The organism is Pseudomonas sp. MCal1, assembly GCF_026341415.1.
GTDB lineage: Bacteria > Pseudomonadota > Gammaproteobacteria > Pseudomonadales > Pseudomonadaceae > Aquipseudomonas.
In genome coordinates, this window is the sequence record NZ_JAKUMP010000002.1 from 144,400 (window position 1) to 163,775 (window position 19,376).

19 protein-coding genes and 1 tRNA gene are annotated in these 19,376 nt (G+C 59.8%); 4 read left to right on the top strand and 16 right to left on the bottom strand.

The features are described from left to right. Window positions 1-230: 230 nt before the first annotated feature. The 3 genes from MKZ87_RS03800 to MKZ87_RS03810 form a co-directional block, all read right to left on the bottom strand. The gene (locus MKZ87_RS03800) at window positions 231-419 is read right to left on the bottom strand and encodes a hypothetical protein (RefSeq protein WP_085701198.1); all 189 of its coding nucleotides are present in this window, start codon (window positions 417-419) and stop codon (window positions 231-233) included. A gap of 281 nt (window positions 420-700) precedes the next feature. After that, a complete protein-coding gene (locus tag MKZ87_RS03805) occupies window positions 701-1,021 on the bottom strand; it encodes a YbjQ family protein (protein WP_007959944.1) in 321 nt (106 codons plus the stop codon). 153 nt (window positions 1,022-1,174) lie between these two features. Next, a tRNA-Ser gene (locus MKZ87_RS03810) sits at window positions 1,175-1,264 on the bottom strand. Window positions 1,265-1,562: 298 nt separating this feature from the next. Between MKZ87_RS03810 and MKZ87_RS03815 the strand changes: the two genes are divergently transcribed. The 3 genes from MKZ87_RS03815 (at window position 1,563) to MKZ87_RS03825 (ending at window position 4,297) form a co-directional block, all read left to right on the top strand. Continuing rightward, a complete protein-coding gene (locus MKZ87_RS03815; RefSeq protein ID WP_085701196.1) occupies window positions 1,563-2,252 on the top strand; it encodes a crotonase/enoyl-CoA hydratase family protein in 690 nt (229 codons plus the stop codon). A 216-nt stretch (window positions 2,253-2,468) separates the two neighbouring features. Next, complete coding sequence (locus MKZ87_RS03820) at window positions 2,469-3,191, top strand: 1-acylglycerol-3-phosphate O-acyltransferase (RefSeq protein WP_085705347.1); 723 nt, start codon at window positions 2,469-2,471, stop codon at window positions 3,189-3,191. Between the two features lie 134 nt (window positions 3,192-3,325). After that, entirely contained in the window at window positions 3,326-4,297 is a 972-nt protein-coding gene (locus MKZ87_RS03825) for a magnesium and cobalt transport protein CorA (RefSeq protein WP_011333223.1), read from the top strand. A gap of 40 nt (window positions 4,298-4,337) precedes the next feature. Here MKZ87_RS03825 and MKZ87_RS03830 read toward each other — a convergent pair whose 3' ends face one another. The 3 genes from MKZ87_RS03830 to MKZ87_RS03840 form a co-directional block, all read right to left on the bottom strand. After that, window positions 4,338-5,060: an amidotransferase gene (locus MKZ87_RS03830; protein WP_085705290.1), complete on the bottom strand. Its 723-nt coding sequence runs from the start codon at window positions 5,058-5,060 to the stop codon at window positions 4,338-4,340. A gap of 95 nt (window positions 5,061-5,155) precedes the next feature. Then, on the bottom strand, window positions 5,156-7,300 hold the full coding sequence (locus MKZ87_RS03835; protein ID WP_085705292.1) for a 3-hydroxyacyl-CoA dehydrogenase NAD-binding domain-containing protein: 2,145 nt from the start codon (window positions 7,298-7,300) through the stop codon (window positions 5,156-5,158). 17 nt (window positions 7,301-7,317) lie between these two features. Then, the gene (locus MKZ87_RS03840) at window positions 7,318-8,523 is read right to left on the bottom strand and encodes an acetyl-CoA C-acetyltransferase (protein ID WP_085705294.1); all 1,206 of its coding nucleotides are present in this window, start codon (window positions 8,521-8,523) and stop codon (window positions 7,318-7,320) included. A 582-nt stretch (window positions 8,524-9,105) separates the two neighbouring features. On the opposite strand from MKZ87_RS03840, the gene MKZ87_RS03845 reads away from it, so the two are divergent. Continuing rightward, a complete protein-coding gene (locus MKZ87_RS03845) occupies window positions 9,106-9,933 on the top strand; it encodes a c-type cytochrome (protein ID WP_085705296.1) in 828 nt (275 codons plus the stop codon). A gap of 14 nt (window positions 9,934-9,947) precedes the next feature. Here the strand turns inward: MKZ87_RS03845 and MKZ87_RS03850 are convergent, their stop codons facing one another. The 10 genes from MKZ87_RS03850 to MKZ87_RS03895 all read right to left on the bottom strand — a co-directional run bounded on the left by MKZ87_RS03850 (window position 9,948) and on the right by MKZ87_RS03895 (window position 19,020). Next, window positions 9,948-10,757, bottom strand: a complete 810-nt coding sequence (locus MKZ87_RS03850; RefSeq protein WP_085705298.1) for a transglutaminase family protein — start codon at window positions 10,755-10,757, stop codon at window positions 9,948-9,950. Further along, window positions 10,754-11,704 carry an alpha-E domain-containing protein gene (locus MKZ87_RS03855; RefSeq protein WP_007959974.1) on the bottom strand — a complete coding sequence of 317 codons (951 nt, stop codon included), beginning with the start codon at window positions 11,702-11,704 and terminating at the stop codon, window positions 10,754-10,756. The genes MKZ87_RS03850 and MKZ87_RS03855 overlap by 4 nt, the downstream gene beginning before the upstream one ends. A 12-nt stretch (window positions 11,705-11,716) precedes the next feature. Further along, complete coding sequence (locus tag MKZ87_RS03860) at window positions 11,717-13,126, bottom strand: circularly permuted type 2 ATP-grasp protein (protein ID WP_039769936.1); 1,410 nt, start codon at window positions 13,124-13,126, stop codon at window positions 11,717-11,719. Window positions 13,127-13,604: 478 nt separating this feature from the next. Beyond that, window positions 13,605-13,952 carry a ribonuclease E inhibitor RraB gene (locus MKZ87_RS03865; RefSeq protein WP_085701190.1) on the bottom strand — a complete coding sequence of 116 codons (348 nt, stop codon included), beginning with the start codon at window positions 13,950-13,952 and terminating at the stop codon, window positions 13,605-13,607. A 209-nt stretch (window positions 13,953-14,161) separates the two neighbouring features. After that, window positions 14,162-14,395 (bottom strand): hypothetical protein, encoded by a 234-nt coding sequence (locus MKZ87_RS03870; RefSeq protein WP_085690506.1) that lies wholly within the window; start codon window positions 14,393-14,395, stop codon window positions 14,162-14,164. 157 nt (window positions 14,396-14,552) lie between these two features. Continuing rightward, window positions 14,553-15,428, bottom strand: coding sequence for a polyamine aminopropyltransferase (gene speE / locus MKZ87_RS03875; protein WP_085701189.1), 876 nt, complete (start codon window positions 15,426-15,428; stop codon window positions 14,553-14,555). Window positions 15,429-15,681: 253 nt separating this feature from the next. Further along, a complete protein-coding gene (locus MKZ87_RS03880; protein ID WP_007959984.1) occupies window positions 15,682-15,873 on the bottom strand; it encodes a PLDc N-terminal domain-containing protein in 192 nt (63 codons plus the stop codon). 71 nt (window positions 15,874-15,944) lie between these two features. Next, window positions 15,945-16,475 (bottom strand): hypothetical protein, encoded by a 531-nt coding sequence (locus MKZ87_RS03885; RefSeq protein WP_266200298.1) that lies wholly within the window; start codon window positions 16,473-16,475, stop codon window positions 15,945-15,947. Window positions 16,476-16,565: 90 nt separating this feature from the next. Then, window positions 16,566-17,084, bottom strand: a complete 519-nt coding sequence (locus MKZ87_RS03890; protein WP_085705301.1) for an ankyrin repeat domain-containing protein — start codon at window positions 17,082-17,084, stop codon at window positions 16,566-16,568. 97 nt (window positions 17,085-17,181) lie between these two features. Continuing rightward, window positions 17,182-19,020 (bottom strand): long-chain-acyl-CoA synthetase, encoded by a 1,839-nt coding sequence (locus tag MKZ87_RS03895; protein ID WP_085705303.1) that lies wholly within the window; start codon window positions 19,018-19,020, stop codon window positions 17,182-17,184. Between the last annotated feature and the right edge of the window lie 356 nt (window positions 19,021-19,376).

Sequence of the window (19,376 nt, forward strand, 5' to 3'; positions counted from 1 at the left end):
GGCGCCGATTGGACAGCGAATACAGAAAAGGTTTTATGACGAGCAAAAAAAAGCCCGCTGGGGAGACGGGCTGGAGACTTGCTTTCTAACGGATGGCTTCACCCTACTAACGCAGGTGTGAAAAGTTTGTGAAAAAAACCAGACAAAATCCTCAATCGATGTAAGACGCTTCCTGACCAAGGCAGAGCATAAAAAACCCCGTTCAATGGCGAGGCGTTGCAGGATAAGGATCACTTTCTGGAGCGAGTGGTGACCTTCGGCAGGAACTTCGCCTTCGGCCCCTTGGGTGCCGTGGACTTAATCTTGCCGGTCTGCACCGGGTCCTCGCCAAACCCGGCCTGATACTCCGTCTGGCCGCAGCGCACGCAATTGTTGAATGGAAATTCAGCCCCGTCGTCTTCGATGTACGGATCAGTCATCTCATCACCCCTTTTCAAATGCGGGCCGACACCGGCAAACCCTTTTGCCTGAAAAAATATCGACCTCCAAGGCTTTTGAGACTAGCCGGTCATTCCTGGACTTGTGATTCAGATCATCTGGGGGCCGACGAATGGCCTACGGAAATTAAACACAATGACGAACCATTGGTCCCGCGCCGCTAAAAACGCTGCTGACCTACGACTTGAAAGGCACCGCGCTGCTCAAACCACAGGGCTGATTGTCAGTAAAGGGCCCATTCCATTGAATGGGCTCACATGCCTCAGCGCAACTTGACCGCCGTGCCGGTCGCAAACACCACTACCATGCCACCCTTCCCTGCCGGCATGCTGATCTCGAAATCCACCCCGACCACCGCATCCGCCTGCAAAGCCCGCGCGCGCTCCTTGATCTCGTCAGTCGCCTGAACACGCGCCTCCTTCAACGCCCGCTCCAGCGTCTGCGAACGCCCGCCGAAAAAGTCCCGCATCCCGGCAAACATATCGCGAATCACATTCACGCCCTGCACCGACTCGGCACTGACGATATCCAGATAAGCCGTAATTTGCCGGCCTTCGATGGAGTGGGTGGTAGAAATGATCATGGAGGTCGTCCTTTTACATGCCGGAAATAGCCGCGATTGTAATGCCCTGGCAAAAGGAAGCCGAATCCGTCTCTGTGACCAAAAAATACTGGCGCCAGAATGCACAAAACCCCTGGTTTCCATAGAAACCAGGGGTTTTGTTTACATCGAATTTGGCGGTGAAGGAGAGATTCGAACTCTCGATACAGTTTCCTGTATACACACTTTCCAGGCGTGCTCCTTAAGCCACTCGGACACTTCACCGTATCTCTTCAAACATGTTCTGTCTGTCGAGGCGCGCTAATGTAGTCGAAAGCTTTTCTGATGGCAAACTTTTTTTCAGAATTTTCATGCGGTTAAGAGAAAAAGTCGTTACCCCCCCTCATGGAACCATGACGATCCGGCCAATCTCCGGTGAGCGCAGCCCTTCTATATGGGCGCGAATGCGTCAGCCACGCGTCGTGTCAGTCGGCAAACGGTGACTGGCGGGTCAGTCACAGTGCTTTACCTGACCGGCGACGGTGGGTAACGTCTGCCCATCTTTCTTATAAGGAATTGCGCCATGAGCGACCTGATTGCCTACCACCTCGAAGACGGTATCGCGACCCTGACCCTGAGCAACGGCAAGGTCAACGCCATTTCCCCGGACGTGATCGCAGCCTTCAACGCGGCGCTGGATCAGGCAGTGGCGGATCGTGCCGTCGTGATCATCACCGGTCAGCCGGGCATTCTCTCTGGCGGCTATGACCTGAAAGTGATGACTGCCGGCCCTAAGGAAGCGGTGTCGCTGGTAACCGCCGGCTCGACCCTGGCCCGCCGCCTGCTGTCGCACCCGTTCCCGGTGATCGTTGCGTGCCCGGGACATGCCGTGGCCAAAGGTGCGTTCATTCTGTTGTCCGCCGACTATCGGATCGGTGTCGACGGCCCGTTCAGCATTGGTCTGAATGAAGTGCAGATCGGCATGACCATGCACCACGCCGGCATCGAGCTGGCCCGTGATCGCCTGCGTCGCTCGGCTTTCCACCGTTCGGTGATCAACGGCGAGATGTTTGATCCGCAAAGTGCAGTGGATGCCGGTTTCCTCGACAAAGTAGTTTCTGCCGAGGAACTGCAAGGTGCCGCCCTCGCCGCCGCGCGTCAGCTGAAGAAGATCAACATGACTGCGCACAAGAACACCAAGTTGAAGGTGCGCAAGGCGCTGCTGGAAACTCTGGACAACGCGATCATCCAGGATCAGGAGCATCTGGGCTGATACCCGGCTCGCCCCGATTCAGAAAAGCCCGACCGTCGTGTCGGGCTTTTTCTTGCACGCTCTGTTGAAAACTCGGCAGCAGCTCTAGGACGCCTCTGACCAACAAGTCGGAAACATGCGCTTAAACATCGCCCATCTCCGGACTCTTTAGCGGCAATTGCCGAAAACAGTGCACATCCGTACACTGCGCCACCTTTTGTCCCGATGGGCCTGAAAATGCTGTTTGTGTTTCGTATGTTATTGATGAGCCTGCACTTTATTCTTGCGGGAATACTCGGAGTGATACTCGGGCTGTGCCGGCCATTCAATCCGGACAACAGTCGCCTGTGTGCCCGCCTCTATGCATTGCCGGCCATGTGCATTTTGCGTCTGCGGGTGAAGGCCGATGTGGGCCCATTGATGAACAAACCCGACAGCTGCGTGATCATTGCCAACCACCAGTCCAACTACGACCTGTTCGTGTTCGGTAACGTGGTGCCGCGTCGTACGGTGTGCATCGGCAAAAAAAGCCTGAAGTGGGTGCCGCTGTTCGGGCAGCTGTTCTGGCTGGCGGGCAATGTGTTGATCGATCGCGGGAACGCGCACAAGGCGCGCCGGTCGATGCTGACCACCACTGACACCTTGCAGCACAAGGACACCTCGATCTGGGTCTTCCCGGAAGGCACTCGCAACCTGGGTGAGGAAATGCTGCCGTTCAAGAAAGGCGCATTCCAGATGGCCATCGCCGCCGGAGTGCCGATCGTTCCGGTGTGTGTCAGCAGCTACATCAAGCACATGCGCCTGAACCGCTGGCACAGCGGGAAAATTCTCATACGCTCGCTGCCGGCCATTCCTACCGCCGGACTGACCATGGACGACATGCCCATGCTCATCAGCCAGTGCCGCGAGCAGATGCGCGAGTGCATCGATGCAATGGATCGGCAACTGCAAGCCGCATAAAAAAGAAGCCCGCCCCGTGCGGGTTTTCTTTTGCCCGGTGAACTGTGCAGATTTCACTGACTCTCAAGCAGCGACATGGCTAAGCTGAAGTCATGTCTCCCCTGCCATCTGTCAAGAAGAAGTGAATCACCACCATGGGTCGAGTTGTTGCTGCTGCGGTTTACAGCGCCGGTAAGAAAGTCACCAATATTTCCCTCGACGAAGGCGCGGCCTGGGCCGCCAAGACCGGCCACTTCGTCTGGATCGGCCTCGAAGAGCCGAACGCTCAGGAACTGTCCAACCTGCAACGCCAGTTCAACCTGCACGAACTGGCCATTGAAGACGCCCTGGAAAAGCACAGCCGGCCGAAGCTGGAAACCTTTGGCGACGCGCTATTCATCGTCACCTACTCGCCGGTGCGCGAACACGGAATTCTGCAGTTCATCGAAACCCACATCTTCGCCGGCAAGGGCTACATCATCACCGCCCGCAACGGTCACTCGGCGTCCTACGCCCATGTCCGCCAACGCTGTGAGGCGCGGCCACTGTTGCTGGAACACGGGGAAGATTTCGTACTGTATGCGCTGCTGGATTTCGTCATCGAAAACTATCAGCCGGTGGGTGAAGCGATCCACGCCGAGATAGATGAACTGGAGCGCAACGTGTTGTGCAGCGCACTGAATGAGCACGACATCCAGAAGCTTCACGGCCTGCGTCGCGATGTCCTGCGTTTGCGTCGATACGCCGCGCCGATGGTGGAAATCGGCGAGGAACTGCAGAAGCTGAGCTTCCCCTTCATCGACAAGAACATGCGCCCGTACTTTCGCGACGTACAGATCCACGTGAACCGGCAGATGGAAGATCTGACCACCCTGGCCGACATCGCCAGCCAGACCATCGAAATCGGCGTGCTGCTGGAAGCCTCACGCCAGAGCGTCGTGCAGCGTAAATTCGCTGCGTGGGCGGCGATTCTGGCGTTCCCGACGGCGGTGGCCGGGATTTACGGGATGAACTTCCAGAACATGCCGGAGCTGAGCTGGCATTACGGCTATTTCGGCGTGCTGGGATTTATCACGGTCGGCTGCGTGAGCCTGTGGGCAAGCTTCAAGAAATCCGGCTGGCTATAAGAAAAAACGCCCCCGTTGCAAGGCACGAGGGCGTCAGGGCTCAAGCAGCGGTCGGTTTGTGCGCCACGAAGCGCATCATCCATTCCGCCACGGTGGTGCCGTGGTGCTGATGTTCCAGACTGGCCACGCCCTTGCTGTAGACCTGCTCGCCCAGCGCTTCCTGACGCAGATCCAGCAGCGCTCGCGAATAGTCGTGAATGAATTCCGGATGTCCCTGGAAGCACAGCACCTGATCGTTGATGTGGTACGCCGCGTACGGGCAGAAATCGCTGGAAGCAATCACCGTTGCGTTCTCCGGCAGCACCGTCACCTGATCCTGGTGGCTGATCAAAAGCGTCAGCTCTTCGCGCACCGGGCTCATCCACGGTGCCTTGGCCGCCAGTTTGTAATTGTGAATGCCGACGCCCCAACCTTGCGTAGCACGCTCGCTCTTGCCGCCCAGCAGCAGTGCCAGCAACTGATGGCCGAAGCACACGCCCAGCAGTTTGTCGCCGCGCTCATAACGGGTCAGGAGGTATTGCTTGAGTGTCTGGATCCACGGATCGGTACCAAACGAGTCGGCCTTGCTGCCGGTCACCAGGTAAGCATCGAAGGTCAGGTCATCACTCGGATAATCGCCCTGCATCACGTTGTAGACCGTGAACTCGGCGGCGATCGGTTGCTGCGAGAACAGGCGCTGGAACATCTGCCCGTAACCCTGATATTGATCGACCAGTTCCGGACGCAGGATGTCGGTTTCCAGAATGCAGATGCGTAGCGACATAAAAAATACCTGACACGTGATGGGAATAATGCACACCCCAGAGCCTGCCTCGAAACCACCCGGCAAGGCAAGCCCCGAAATGCGTTCCCAGCCCGTTAGAACAACTCGCCTTTCGCAGCCTTCTCCAGCAGCAGCGCTGGCGGTGCGAAACGCTCACCGTACTGTTCCGCCAGGTACTGCGCCCGCGCGACAAAGTCCTTCACCCCATATTGGTTGATGAACTGCAGCGCACCGCCCGTCCATGCCGCGAAGCCGATACCGAAAATCGAGCCGACGTTCGCATCCGCCGTCGACGTCAGCACGCCCTCCTCCACGCAACGTACGGTTTCAATCGCCTGCACGAACAGCAGTCGATCACGCACGTCCTTCGGCGAAATCTGCCCGTCGGCTTTCTCGAAGCGGGTTTTCAGTTCGGGCCACAGATGCTTCTGCCCACCCGACGGGTACTCATAAAAACCGCCTCCCGCGGCCTTGCCCGGCCGCTTGTATTCGTTGAGCAGCAAGTCAATCACGGCAAACGCCGGGTGCTCAATCAGCGGTTTCCCTTCTGCTTGAAGGTCTTTGGCCGTTTGTTGACGGATATGGCTCATCAGGCTGAGGGAAACTTCGTCAGAGATCGCCAGCGGCCCGACAGGCATGCCGGCCTTGCGCGCTTCGGTCTCGATCATCGGCGCACTGACGCCCTCACCCAGCATCGCAATGCCTTCATTGATGAAGGTGCCGAATACTCGCGAAGTGAAGAAGCCGCGACTGTCGTTGACCACAATCGGGGTTTTCTTGATTTGCAGTACGAAATCGAACCCGCGTGCGAGGGTTTCGTCGCTGGTTTGCGCGCCTTTGATGATTTCCACCAACGGCATTTTTTCCACCGGGCTGAAGAAGTGCAGGCCGATGAACTTGCCTTGATCCGGTACTGCGGTCGCCAAACCAGTGATTGGCAAGGTAGAGGTGTTGGAAGCAATCACCGCGTCGGCGCCGACCACTTGCTGCGCCGCTGCCGAGACCTTGGCCTTGAGTTGACGATCCTCGAACACCGCCTCGATGATCAGATCGCAGCCTGCCAGATCGGTATCGCTTTCAGTGGTCTGGATACGCGCCAGAACCGCTTCACGCTGTTGCGCATTCATCTGCCCGCGAGCAACTTTCTTGTCCAGCAACGCCGCCGAATGCGCCTTGCCCTTTTCCGCAGCCGCGAGGTTGACGTCCTTGAGCACGACGTCGATCCCGGCCGACGCGCTGACATAGGCGATTCCCGCGCCCATCATGCCCGCGCCGAGGACGCCCACACGCTTCGTCACATAAGGCGCAAAACCCTGCGGCCGAGAACCGCCGGCATTGATTTCATTGAGCTGGAACCAGAAGGTGCCGATCAGGTTTTTCGAGATCTGGCCAGTGGTCAGTTCAGTGAAATAACGGGTTTCGATCAGGTGCGCCGTGTCGAAATCCACCTGCGCGCCTTCCACCGCCGCGCACAGAATCTTCTCCGGCGCCGGCAACGTGCCCTGGGTTTTGGTGCGCAGGATCGACGGCGCAATCGCCAGCATCTGCGCGACTTTCGGGTTCGACGGCGTACCGCCGGGAATCTGATAGCCCTTTACGTCCCAACGCTGCACGGCCGCAGGATTGGCCAGAATCCAGGCCCGGGCCTTGGCCAGCAACTCATCGCGATCCGCCGCCAGCTCATCGATCAAACCCGCCTGCAATGCCTGTTGCGGACGAACCTTCTTGCCTTCGAGCAGATATGGCAGAGCCTTTTCAATACCGAGCATGCGCACCATGCGCACCACGCCACCGCCGCCCGGCAACAGCCCGAGGGTCACTTCCGGCAAACCGAGCTGTATCGACGCATCGTCCATGGCCACGCGGTGGTGGCAGGCCAGGCAGATTTCCCAGCCGCCGCCGAGCGCCGCGCCGTTGATCGCCGCGACCACCGGTTTGCCGAGGGTTTCCAGGGTGCGCAACTGCCCCTTGAGGGTCAGCACCATGTCGTAGAAAGCCTTGGCTTCGGGCTTGCCAACCTTGATCAGTTCATTCAGGTCGCCACCGGCGAAGAAGGTTTTCTTGGCCGACGTGATGATCACCCCGGCGATGTCATCTTTTTCCGCCTGCAATCGGGCGACGCTTTCGGCCATGGCCTCGCGGTACACCGCGTTCATGGTGTTGGCGCTCTGGCCCGGCATGTCGATGGTCAGGAGGACGATGCCGTCCTGGCCTTTTTCGTAACGAATGGCTTGGGTCATGACAGGATTCCTTGGGGTCAGAGGCGTTCGATGATGGTGGCGATACCCATGCCGCCGCCGACGCACAGCGTCGCGAGGCCGTAGCGCAGGCGTCGGGCTTCCAGTTCATCGAGCAAGGTGCCGAGGATCGCGCAACCGGTGGCCCCCAACGGGTGGCCCATGGCGATCGAGCCGCCATTGACGTTGACCTTGTCCGGGTCGACAGCCATGTCCTTGATGAACTTCAGCACCACCGAGGCAAACGCCTCGTTGACCTCGAACAGGTCGATGTCTTCCACCCGCAGCCCGGCCTTGGCCAGCGCCTTGCGAGTGGCCGGCGCCGGGCCGGTGAGCATGATGGTCGGGTCAGTGCTGGTGATCGCCGTGGCGACGATCCGCGCCCGGGGTTGCAGGCCCAGCGCCCGCCCCTTGGCCTCGGAGCCGATCAACATCAGTGCCGCGCCGTCGACGATCCCCGAGCTGTTGCCCGGCGTGTGCACATGGTTGATGCGCTCGACATGGCTGTAGACCCGCAATGCCGTGGCGTCGAAACCCATCTGGCCGATCATCTCGAAGCTCGGCTTGAGCTTGCCCAGACCTTCAAGGGTCGACTCTGCACGAATGAACTCATCGTGATCGAGCAGGATGATGCCGTTCTGGTCCTGCACCGGCACCAATGACTTATTGAACGAACCGTCGGCCCGGGCGCGAGCGGCTTTGTGCTGCGAGTGCAGCGCGTAGGCATCGACGTCCTGACGGCTGAAACCTTCAAGCGTGGCGATCAGATCCGCGCCGACGCCTTGCGGTGTGAAATGGCTGTGCAAATTGGTTTGCGGATCCAGCGCCCAAGCGCCGCCGTCGCTACCCATCGGCACGCGGGACATGGATTCCACACCGCCGACCACCACCAGGTCTTCGAACCCGGAGCGCACTTTCATCGCCCCCAGGTTTACCGCCTCCAGCCCTGACGCGCAGAAGCGGTTGATCTGCACGCCCGCGACGCTGACGTCCCAATCGGCCACCTGCACGGCAGTCTTGGCGATGTCCGAGCCCTGATCGCCAATCGGCGTGACACAACCGAGCACGACGTCATCGACCTGGCTGGTGTCCAGTTCGGTACGAACCTGCAAAGCGCTCAAGAGCCCGGCCACCAGGTTCACCGGTTTGACGCTGTGCAGCGAACCGTCGGCCTTGCCCTTGCCACGGGGCGTACGTAACGCGTCGAAAATCAAAGCTTGGGTCATGACGTCCTCGAACCTGTGCGGTGAGTGAAATTCGTGCTGTCACTGTTGTCTTCGCAGGTCATGGATTCAATGACCACAGCGCTCAATGACGTTGACGCGCACGCTCAGACGGACGGTCATCCGTGCCTTGGTTAACCGGTTCAGGTGCGCGAGCTGTCTAGCAAAAGGGCGACAAAGAAGCTGGCAATGGGCCTCATGCCTTTTTAATCGCGATCAGTATGAAATACATACGAAATGGATCTAAGCGAAGCGTGACGCGGGCCCTAAGGTGAAGATGTACGTCATTGTCGTCGGGTTTTGCCGAGACAGGCGTTCGCTACAGGAAGTGCAGCGCTTGCCATCATGGACATGCAGGCAAGCATCAGGAAATAACAAAAAAGGCGGTCAAGCCATGTTCAAACAACCGAAAGTTCGTCAAGCAGGGCTCATTCTTTTCGCCACGACGCTGTTGTTGATTCTGCCGAATCTGACCAAGGTCATCGGCTGATTCAAGCGGCAGGTATAGTTCATCGCCACTGAAAATGTGACTGGCCCGCTATCCGGGCCAGCGTGGCTGTGCCAATCTCTGCGCACTTCCACGACATGGACGGCGATCACTTGAAAACGCTCATTATGTTCGGGGCCATGCTGCTGAGCTTGCCCCTGTCTGCCGCACAGCTGAATTTGGAGCTGGGCGAGAACAGCCGCATCTGGCAGACCGAGGAATTGCTCAAGCATCCTCAGGTACAAACCCTCACGATCAAGAATGATGTGTCCTACAAGAAGGACATGACTTATCGCGCCGTGCCGATGGCCGCGCTGCTGCCCGGCATCAAACCGGACGATCACCTGCAAGCCGTAGCGCTGGACGGTTTTGCCGCTGAGCTGTCCGCCGCGCCGCTACTGAACAACAAGGGTTCGCGCGCCTGGCTGGCCATCGAAGATCCGGCACAGCCCTGGCCGCCGCTGTCGGAGGGCAAGCACAGCGCCGGGCCGTTCTATCTGGTGTGGACCGATCCGCAGGCCGGCAATATCAGTCCGGAACAATGGCCATTTGAAGTCGCGAGCATCAAGCGCATGGCGCCAGTGGCCGAGCGCTTCCCTGCCCTGCTGCCGGATCCTGCGCTGAAGGCCGATGATCCGGTGAATCAAGGTTTCGCGCTATTCCAGAAGAATTGCCTGGCCTGCCATCGCCTCAATGGTGCGGGCGATGCGCAATTCGGGCCGGACCTGAATATTCCATACAACCCGACCGAATACTTCGGCGCGGACTTCCTCAAGCGCTACATCCGCGATCCGCAGAGTCTGCGCCAGTGGCCACAGGCGAAGATGCCGGGGTTTTCCGCCGAGGTGTTACCGGACGCGGATCTGCAGAAACTGGTGGGGTACTTACAGCACATGGCCGGGCGCAAGGTTGCGCCCGCCAAGTAAACCGACAACATCGTTTACTGCTGTTGCACCGAGATAACCGGCGCAGGTGTCGGCGACACCAGCACTTTCGCGTGCATCTGCTCTGACCCGCCGCCCCGACGCATGCCCCGCACCGGGCAGGCGTCGAGGTAATCCAGGCCCACCGCCAATTTCAAGTGTCGTTCCGGCCGCGCCAGTTCATTGGTCACGTCAAAGCTGTACCAGGCGTCATCGATCCAGGCTTCGGCCCAGGCGTGACTGGCCAGGTGTTCGCAATCCTCGCTGTACAGATAACCCGACACATAGCGCGACGGCACACCGAGGCTGCGCGCACAGGCCAGAAATGCGTGGGCGTGGTCCTGGCAAACACCCGCACGTCCGGCGAAGGCCTCGGCGGCGCTGGTGTCGACCTCGGTGGAACCCGGCGTGTAGGTCATGTGCTGGTTCAGCCCATGCATCAGGTCAATCAATGCGTTGCGGTCCCGTCGTTGTTTGCAGGACTTCTCGGCGAACGCCCGCAGCGCCTCGTCAGCCTCGGTCAGCCGGGTGAAACGCAGGAACGGCAGCGCCGACTGGCTCTCATGCTCCGCTTCGCGCAATTCGTCGATATCAACCTGCCCACGGGCACCGATGATGATCGCTTCGTGGGGCTCGTCCATGGTCAGCACATGCAGGATGTTGCCGAACGGATCGAGCTGGGCCCGCACCGGGCGCGGCAGGTCGAGCTGCCAGCTCAGCACATGCTGACGCTCGCTGTCGTGGGGTGTCAGGCGCAGGTACTGGATGCTCGCGCGCACCTGATCTTCGTAGTGATAGGTGGTCTCGTGGCTGATGGAAAGTCTCATGCGGCCTCCAGGTAGGAACTGTGAATGGCGTTGCCCAACTGGCGAACCAGCGGGATGAACTCGGTGAGCCAGGCGTGCAGCCCTTCCTCGAGAATTTCTTGAATGCCGGTGTAGCGCAGGCGTGCGTCCATTTCCGCTGCAAGCCGTTGCGCGGGACGACCGTTTGCCCCCGGCAACTGCGCCAGAATCTGGTCGATTTCTTCGGTGCAGGCCCGCAGCGAACGCGGCACATCGGCACGCAACAGCAGCAACTCGGCCACATGCCGGGCGCCCGGCGCATCGCGATAGATCTCGGTGTAGGCCTCGAACGATGACAGCGCTCGCAACAGCGCACTCCACTGGTAATAGGCGTGAGCGGTGCCATCGCTGACCGCTTCGGCTTGATCACCCGCCATTTCATAGCGAGCATCGAGTAGTCGCAGCGTGTTGTCCGCGCGCTCGATGAACGTGCCCAGGCGAATGAAACGAAACGCATCGTTACGCATGATGGTGCCGTAGGACGCCCCCCGGAACAGATGCGAACGTTCCTTGATCCACTCGCAGAAGCGGCTCATGCCATAGCGGCTGAGGCCCTGATTGGCAATCCCGCGGATCTCCAGCCAGGTGGCGTTGATGTTCTCCCACATGTCGGCGGTGATCCGACCGCGCACCGCGTGGGCGCTGGCTCGCGCCGCACCGAGACAGCTGTAGATGCTCGCGGGGTTGGCCGCGTCGAGGGCGAAAAAGTGCAGCAATCGTTCGGCATGCAACTCGCCGTGGCGTTCCAGGTAATCGTCCAGCGTGCCGGTGATCAGCAGCGGCATCGCCAGTTCGTGCAGACCGTCGCCACGGCCGTCCTGCGGCATCAGCGACAGCGAATAGCTGACATCGAGCATGCGGGCGAGGTTTTCCGCCCGCTCCAGGTAACGCGACATCCAGTACAGATCCGAGGCAGTTCTACTTAACATGGCAGGCTTCCTTCAATCCTCGACCACCCAGGTGTCCTTGGTTCCGCCACCCTGGGATGAATTCACCACCAGAGAGCCTTCACGCAGGGCGACACGGGTCAAACCGCCGGGCACGACCCGGGTTTCGCGGCCGGACAATACGAACGGGCGCAGGTCGATATGGCGCGGCGCAATGCCGTTTTCGACAAAGGTCGGACAGGTTGACAGCGACAGCGTCGGTTGCGCGATGTAGGCGTGAGGCTTGGCCTTGATCCGCTCGCGGAATGCATCGATTTCCGCTGTCGTCGCTGCGGGCCCCACGAGCATGCCGTAACCGCCGGAGCCCTGAGTCTCCTTGACCACCAGATCGGGAAGATTGGCCAGCACGTGGGAAAGCTCGGACGGATTACGGCATTGCCAGGTCGGCACGTTCTTCAGGATCGGTTCTTCGTCGAGGTAGAAACGGATCATCTCGGTGACAAACGGATACACCGATTTGTCGTCCGCCACGCCGGTGCCGATCGCGTTGGCCAGCACCACGTTGCCCGAGCGATAGGACGACAGCAGCCCCGGCACGCCGAGCATCGAATCCGGGCGGAAGGCCAGCGGATCCAGAAACGCGTCGTCGAGCCGGCGGTAGATCACGTCCACCGCTTTCGGGCCGTCGGTGGTGCGCATGAAAACCTTGTCGTCGCGCACGAACAGGTCCGCGCCCTCCACCAGTTCCACGCCCATTTCCCGAGCGAGGAACGCGTGCTCGAAAAACGCGCTGTTGAAACGACCTGGTGTCAGCACCACGACGCTCGGGTCGTCGATCGGGCTTGAACTTTTCAGGGTGTCGAGCAACAGGTTCGGATAATGGTCGATCGGGGCGATGCGCTGGGCGGCGAACAGCTCGGGGAACAGGCGCATCATCATCTTGCGGTCTTCGAGCATGTAGCTCACGCCGCTCGGCGTGCGCAGGTTGTCCTCGAGCACGTAATACGTACCGTCGCCGTCACGCACCAGATCGACGCCGGAAATGTGCGAATAGATATCGCGGTGCAGATCCAGCCCCTGCATCGCCAACTGGTATTGCTCGTTGGCCAGCACCTGCTCGGCTGGAATGATCCCGGCCTTGATGATGCGCTGCTCGTGGTAAAGGTCGGCGAGGAACATGTTCAGCGCCTTGACCCGCTGGATGCAGCCGCGCTCGACAATCCGCCACTCGCTGGCGGGGATGCTGCGCGGAATGGTGTCGAAGGGAATCAGGCGTTCTGTCCCTTGCTCGTCCCCGTAGAGCGTGAACGTGATCCCGGCACGATGGAACAGCAGATCGGCCTCGCGTCGCCGCTGGGCCAGCAATTCGTCAGGCGTCTCGGCCAGCCAGCGGGCAAACTCCCGGTAATGCGGGCGGATCTGGCCGCCGGCATCGTACATTTCATCAAAATAGGTGCGGATCATGCCGTACTCCTTGTCACTCCGGACATACAGGCCATCGCAAGGCCCGTGCCATCGGCATAAACGCTTTGATATCAATCGGTTGGATATTCACGTCGCACGCACCGCACCATTCCTGTGCGGCAAATGCCCCAACCTGATCGCCCCCGCTTCATTGCGACGCAGTCCCGTCGCCTATCACCAGCATAGTCAGAGTTGATTTCACTGCCCGCCGGCGGCTGAGGATAATCCGCGCATCCGCTGCAAAAACGTCCCTGACGAAGCCCGCAGCCCCCACTGATCCGGCTTGCCTCGGCAGCCCTCCCGGCCGTAACCCTGACCGGTTTCCTCTCCTTCCGGTCTTCCCTTTCAGCCACCTCTTCAGGTGGCTTTTTTTTGCGCCGGTTTCTTGTTTCAGGGTTTTGCCGTGAAATGTTCAAGGTGCAGAAACGACAACGGCCGACCCGAAGGTCAGCCGCAGTTCGACATGTTGCGAGAGTAATCAGTTCAAACGGTGCCGGCTGCGGATCTCCTGTTTCACGCCCCAGCCTTCGATGATGCCGCCCAAAGGCTCGACCACCGCCGAAAAGCCCTGCTCGAAATCGCCAATATCGTCGTAGGTTGCGTACATCACTTTGCTCAATTCCAGCGACCAGGCGCCGTCGTCGCGCGCACTGACCTGGGCATTGATGGATTCACCGCGAAACTTGCCTGCCGCCCTGCGCGCCCGCTCCTCGTCCGGGAAAATGGCGTAGAACTCGATGGGATGGAATCGGGAAAAATCGAAACCGCCTTCTTTCATGCGGCGCAGCACGCTGCTGCTGATGTCTTCTTGATAGGCTGTGCTCATGAAACGTCCCCCTCGCATAGATGGATAGACTTTCCGTATTCCCTGCACCTGGCCGAACAGCCCAGGCATTACGGCAACCGCGTTGCCGCCGGGAAACAAGCATGTAGCTGACAAGACCAGACCTTAGCGATCCGTTCGCTGATCTCGCTTGCAGAGTAGCCCCAAGAGAGAGCCGCTGCCAAGGCCTGGCAAGTAATGTAAAAGAAGATTCAGATTGGGGTGATGCTGCGGATTTCGATGCTGTGCTGGGTTTTCAGGCTTTTTACGCCGGCATCGGCGGTGCGCCCTTCCAGGTCGTTCAGGTCAAGCTCGGCGGCGACCGGCAGCAATCGTTCCTTGATGAGGCGGGCTGCCCGTTCATGACTGGGGCATTCCTCGCACTCGAAGACTTCGTCGATCGTTTCACCATGATCGTCCACGAAAGTGACTTTCCACTTTGACATCGGAGCCTCCTCGATCAAACCCGCAAGTGGGCTTACATCTATCTCGACTTTTGTCAGGATTGATCGTTCCCGGGGATTGCAGCCTTGAACATTAAAAAAAAGCCGAGGCCGGTGTGTTTTCGCACACAGGCCTCGGCTTTTTCTTACCCGCGAAGGATCAGTCGTTGCTTGGCTTGTTCACCGCTTGCAGCACGTATTGCGGCAAGGCGAAGGCGCCGATGTGAATTTCCGGGTTGTAGTAGCGGGTGACGATGCCGCTGCCGATGAAGCGCTGTTGCAGGATTTCGCGGCTCAGCTTGCGGTAGGCCGGGTTGGTCGAACCCCAGGCAAACGTCATCGAACCGCCGATGTAGGTCGGCACGGCCGCCTGATAGAAGTGCCAGTCCGGGAACAGGCTGCGCAGGCGGCCGGCGGTGGTTTTCACTTCTTCGATCTGCATGAACGGCGTGCCGTTCTGGGTCACGAGGATGCCGCCCTCGTTCAGGCAGCGGTGGCAGGCCTGGTAGAAGTTTTCCGAGAACAGCACTTCGCCCGGGCCGATCGGGTCGGTCGAGTCGGAAATGATCACGTCGAATTTTTCGGTGGTGGTGGCGACGAAGCGCATGCCGTCGTCGATCACCAGATTCAGGCGCGGATCGTCGTAGGCGCCCCTGGAGTGGTTCGGCAGGAACTCCTTGCACATGTCGACCACGGTGCCGTCGATCTCGACCATGGTGATGTGCTCGACGCTCGCGTGTTTGGTCACTTCGCGCAGCATGCCGCCGTCGCCGCCGCCGATGATCAGCACGCGTTTGGCGGTGCCGTGAGCAAGGATCGGCACGTGGGTGAGCATTTCGTGATAGATGAATTCATCGGCTTCGGTGGTCTGGATCACGCCGTCCAGCGCCATCACCCGGCCCATGCGCGGGTTCTGGAAGATCACCAGGTGCTGATGTTCGGTGCGCACTTCGTGCAGCAGTTTTTCCATGCGAAAACGCTGGCCGTAGCCTTCGTAAAGGGTTTCCAGGTATTCGCTGGTCTTGGTGACGGTCATGGTGAAGTGCTCCGATGAATGCGCGGGCGCCAATCGTCAGGTTCGATCGCCCGGGAAAGGCGCGCATTCTACGTTGCCGAAGATGACAGGTCGAACCTTCCGCTGACAGACGACATTTTGAAGCCGCAGAAAGGCAAATGTGGGAGCGAGCTTGCTCGCGAAGAGGCCATCCGACTCAACACATTTGCTGAATGAAAAATCGCCTTCGCGAGCAAGCTCGCTCCCACAGGAAAGAACCTGTTCAGTTGTGAAACTAGATCCGCACGTTGCCCCGCGGCCCGGCAATCGCCCAAATGATCAGGCCCAGTACCGGCAGAAGGATGATCAGCAGCACCCAAAGGATTTTCATCCCGGTCTCGGCGCCGCTTTTCAGCACATTGATGATCGCCCAGATGTCGAGCGCAAGAATGATCAGGCCGACCAGGCCGTTGAACGTGGAACCCATAGTGTCGCTCCAGAATAGTGGCATGCACTTTTAGGATAGACGGCCGCGCACAGGGTTCCCTTTTATTGCGTTCAGACGTGAACGGCGACCTTCAGGGCCTCCAGCCACGGCGCGGCAGCAATGCCGACTTCGGCGCACAGTTCCATTACCCGTGGCACGTCGTTGCCGTAGACCAGCACCACTTGCAGCTCGTCGTCGAGCAACTGGCTGAAGTTCATCAGCGTGTAACCGCCGTTTTCCTTGTTCAGGCTGCTCATCTGCACCTGGATGCGGTTGAGCGCGGTCAGCGCTTCGGTCTTGGCCAGTTGCTTGGGCTTGAGGTTGAACTCGACGCCTGGCCCGAACGAGGCAATGATCTGCGCGAACAGGTCAACGTAGGTGTCGGCCTGGAACAGCACGGTCTCCGGCAGACTGCCGACCACGACCCACTCGCCCAGCGGAATCGGGAAAGTGTCGTCGTAGTTGATGTCCGGGTTGGCGGTCAGAAAGGCGTCGGCATCGGCGTAGGCCTGTGCCGCTTCGTCAGCGACCTTCAGGATCTCGTCTTCGCCCATGCAGCCGGAGCTGATTTTGCTGATGAGTTCGGCGAGTGCGGCTTTCATGGGGGCGGATCCTGTGGCGAAGGGAATTTTGAGGGCGCGAAGGATAGCGCATTCTCGCCTTCGCCACAGAGCGGGTTCCGGCCAGCGGCTTCAGCCCAGCAGTTTTTCCAGCTGCGCGGTGGTGTCCACAGCGCCCATGGTGCGGGCAGCGTCCAGCGCGGTGATGCCGTTGGCATCCTTGGCTTTCGGGTCGGCGCCCTGGTCGATCAAGTAGTCGACGATTTCAACGCGGTTGAACATCGCCGCCATCATCAGCGCCGTGCGTCCGTCAAAGGAAGCGCCTTCGATCTGCGCCCCACCGGCAACCAATGCCTTGACCACCGCCAGATCCCCCTTGAACGCCGCGCCGGCAATCGGGCTCTGGCCGTTGCCGTTGCGTTGTTCCGGGTCGGCCTTGTGCTTGAGCAGCACTTGCACCGCGTCCACGTGACCGTAGTAACTGGCGAGCATCAGCAGGGTGTCGCCCTTGCTGTTGGTCAGGTTCACCGGTAGGCCCGCCGTGATCAGGCGATCCAGCATCACCGCATCGCCCTCGCGCGCCTTGTTGAATACCTGTTCGGTGAATTCGGCAGCTTCTTCGGGGGTCATCTGGCGGCTTTGGTCGGACATTGGGCAACTCCACTTTCGGTCAATCGGAAAGCCGATAGTTTCCCGAGCGCGGCGATAGCTGTCATCCCCTTTTTTCCAAGACCTCCGATAGCCAATATCAATAGCGGTACTTGCCTGCCCGGATATCCGCGAGAATTTCATCCGTCAACTGCACGTAGGTTTCGGTCCCCGGCAGCCAGGCATAGATCGGGTCATCCCCCGTCAGACCGGGATCGAAGCCTTCGTTTTTCAAGCGCGTCTTCTGGTATTTGAAGGTGCCGGTGGTTTCCATTTTCACCTTGACCCGCAAGAACAGCGGCACCGCGTAGGCCGGCATCCGTTGGCGGGCGAAGGCCAGCAATTCGGCGAAATCCAGGGTTGCCAGCGACTCGGCCGGGGTGATCGCCGCCATCCCGGCGCGGCCATTGGTGTTGGGGATTTCCACGCCATAGGCCACGGCTTCGGAAATGTGCGGGTGCTGGAGCAGCAGATTTTCAACCTCGGTGGTCGAGACGTTCTCGCCCTTCCAGCGGTAGGTGTCGCCGAGACGGTCGACAAACTGCGCATGACCGAAACCGATGTTGCGCAGCAGATCGCCAGTGTTAAAAAAGCGATCGCCCTTGGTGAATACGTCCTGCAGCACGACCTTGGCGGTTTTCTGCGGATCGGTGTAACCGTCCAGCGGCGCCTTGTCGTCGATTCGCGCCAGCAGCAGGCCCCGCTCGCCCCGGCCGACCTTGCGCATGAACCCGTCAGCGCCACGAATCGGCTCGCCGCTTTCCTGATCGTAGGCGACCAGCTCCCAGGCCATCAGCGAGAAACCGATGGTGTTGTCGAAGTTGAGGATGTTGGTGAAGCCGATATTGCCGTCGCTGGCGGCGTACAGCTCGCAAATGTGTTGCACCCCGAAACGGGTCTTGAACTCGGCCCACGCGCCGGGCCGCAGACCATTGCCAATCATCTTGCGCACGTCGTGACGGCTGTCGTCGGCGCTGAGCGGCTGATCCACCAGATACCGGCACAACTCGCCGACGTAACCGATGGTGGTGGCGCGGTAGCGGCGCACATCGCTCCAGAATTGCCGGGCGCTGAACTTGCGGCGAATGGCGAAGCCGGACGCGCCGTTGACCGCCGAGCCCCAGCACACGCAAAGCCCGGTGGCGTGGTACAGCGGCAGGGTGCAGTAGACGATGTCGTCCGGGCGCATGTCGAGGGCGATCATGCCGAAGCTCGCCGAACTGCGCATCCAGCGCCCGTGCTTGAACACGCCGGCTTTCGGCAAACCGGTGGTGCCGGAGGTGTAGATATAGAAACAGGGGTCGTCGAAAAAAATCTGCCGGCTGCTGGCCGGGTTGTCGCCCGAGGCGTCGGCACTGGCGCTGATCAGGTTGATATAGCCCTCGGGCGCGATGCCCGGATGGCTGAAGGTATCCTGATCGGCGACGAACCAGATGCGCATTGCAGGGATCGACACTTGCTCGCGTACCGCCGCAAATGCCGGCAGCAGTTCCTCACCGACGACGATCGCCGCCGGCGTCACCAGGTTGATGCTGTGAATCAGCGTATCGCGGGTCTGCGAGGTATTGAGCAGCGCGCTGACGGCGCCGACCTTGGCCAGCGCCAGAATCGTCACCAGCAGTTCCGGGCGGTTCTCGATGAACACCGCCACCACATCGCCCTTGCCTATGCCCTGCCCGATCAGATAGTGGGCGATGCGGTTGGCCCACTGGTTGACCTGTGAATAACTCAGCACCACCTCGCCCGAGAGCAGCGCAGGGCCATCAGGGTTGCGCAGGGTCGCTTGCTCGAATGTCCAGCCCAGGCCACAGGTTTGGGTCGGATCCTTGACGTTGGCCACCTTCATGCCTTTCACCACCCGTGGGATGGCTCTGGCAATCGTCGGCAGTTTGCGGAGCATCATGCCCCAGGTAATCGTGTCGCTCGGCGCGTGGCGCATGGCAGCTCCCGTTCGACCTTGACGTGCAGGCCGGATTTTTATTGTCGGGCAATCGGGTGAGGCAACCGGCGCTTCTCGAGCGAGGGTCGAGGCCGAAAATACGTCAGGGATTCGCGGGCTGTACACGCGGTTTTTGCAATGTTTTGTATCCGCCAGCGCTACAAGACGAAGCGCGATTGCGGCAGTCCGGAATGGTTCCATCAGATCGACAACGATCCCGCAAAATGCAGGATGCACGATGGCCATTCATGCAGATTGCACGACAGGAGAAATCAATGAATTTTATATGTTGTTGATTTATAAGGATTTTTAAAAACGAAAATACTGGCACAATCGCTGCAACTCCCTACGCATGC

Bases quoted from the DNA above. Each gene is read 5' to 3' on its own strand.
- MKZ87_RS03800 (WP_085701198.1), bottom strand. From the start codon at position 419: ATGACTGATCCGTACATCGAAGACGACGGGGCTGAATTTCCATTCAAC.
- MKZ87_RS03805 (WP_007959944.1), bottom strand. From the start codon at position 1,021: ATGATCATTTCTACCACCCACTCCATCGAAGGCCGGCAAATTACGGCT.
- MKZ87_RS03815 (WP_085701196.1), top strand. From the start codon at position 1,563: ATGAGCGACCTGATTGCCTACCACCTCGAAGACGGTATCGCGACCCTG.
- MKZ87_RS03820 (WP_085705347.1), top strand. From the start codon at position 2,469: ATGCTGTTTGTGTTTCGTATGTTATTGATGAGCCTGCACTTTATTCTT.
- MKZ87_RS03825 (WP_011333223.1), top strand. From the start codon at position 3,326: ATGGGTCGAGTTGTTGCTGCTGCGGTTTACAGCGCCGGTAAGAAAGTC.
- MKZ87_RS03830 (WP_085705290.1), bottom strand. From the start codon at position 5,060: ATGTCGCTACGCATCTGCATTCTGGAAACCGACATCCTGCGTCCGGAA.
- MKZ87_RS03835 (WP_085705292.1), bottom strand. From the start codon at position 7,300: ATGACCCAAGCCATTCGTTACGAAAAAGGCCAGGACGGCATCGTCCTC.
- MKZ87_RS03840 (WP_085705294.1), bottom strand. From the start codon at position 8,523: ATGACCCAAGCTTTGATTTTCGACGCGTTACGTACGCCCCGTGGCAAG.
- MKZ87_RS03845 (WP_085705296.1), top strand. From the start codon at position 9,106: ATGGACGGCGATCACTTGAAAACGCTCATTATGTTCGGGGCCATGCTG.
- MKZ87_RS03850 (WP_085705298.1), bottom strand. From the start codon at position 10,757: ATGAGACTTTCCATCAGCCACGAGACCACCTATCACTACGAAGATCAG.
- MKZ87_RS03855 (WP_007959974.1), bottom strand. From the start codon at position 11,704: ATGTTAAGTAGAACTGCCTCGGATCTGTACTGGATGTCGCGTTACCTG.
- MKZ87_RS03860 (WP_039769936.1), bottom strand. From the start codon at position 13,126: ATGATCCGCACCTATTTTGATGAAATGTACGATGCCGGCGGCCAGATC.
- MKZ87_RS03865 (WP_085701190.1), bottom strand. From the start codon at position 13,952: ATGAGCACAGCCTATCAAGAAGACATCAGCAGCAGCGTGCTGCGCCGC.
- MKZ87_RS03870 (WP_085690506.1), bottom strand. From the start codon at position 14,395: ATGTCAAAGTGGAAAGTCACTTTCGTGGACGATCATGGTGAAACGATC.
- speE (WP_085701189.1), bottom strand. From the start codon at position 15,428: ATGACCGTCACCAAGACCAGCGAATACCTGGAAACCCTTTACGAAGGC.
- MKZ87_RS03880 (WP_007959984.1), bottom strand. From the start codon at position 15,873: ATGGGTTCCACGTTCAACGGCCTGGTCGGCCTGATCATTCTTGCGCTC.
- MKZ87_RS03885 (WP_266200298.1), bottom strand. From the start codon at position 16,475: ATGAAAGCCGCACTCGCCGAACTCATCAGCAAAATCAGCTCCGGCTGC.
- MKZ87_RS03890 (WP_085705301.1), bottom strand. From the start codon at position 17,084: ATGTCCGACCAAAGCCGCCAGATGACCCCCGAAGAAGCTGCCGAATTC.
- MKZ87_RS03895 (WP_085705303.1), bottom strand. From the start codon at position 19,020: ATGCGCCACGCGCCGAGCGACACGATTACCTGGGGCATGATGCTCCGC.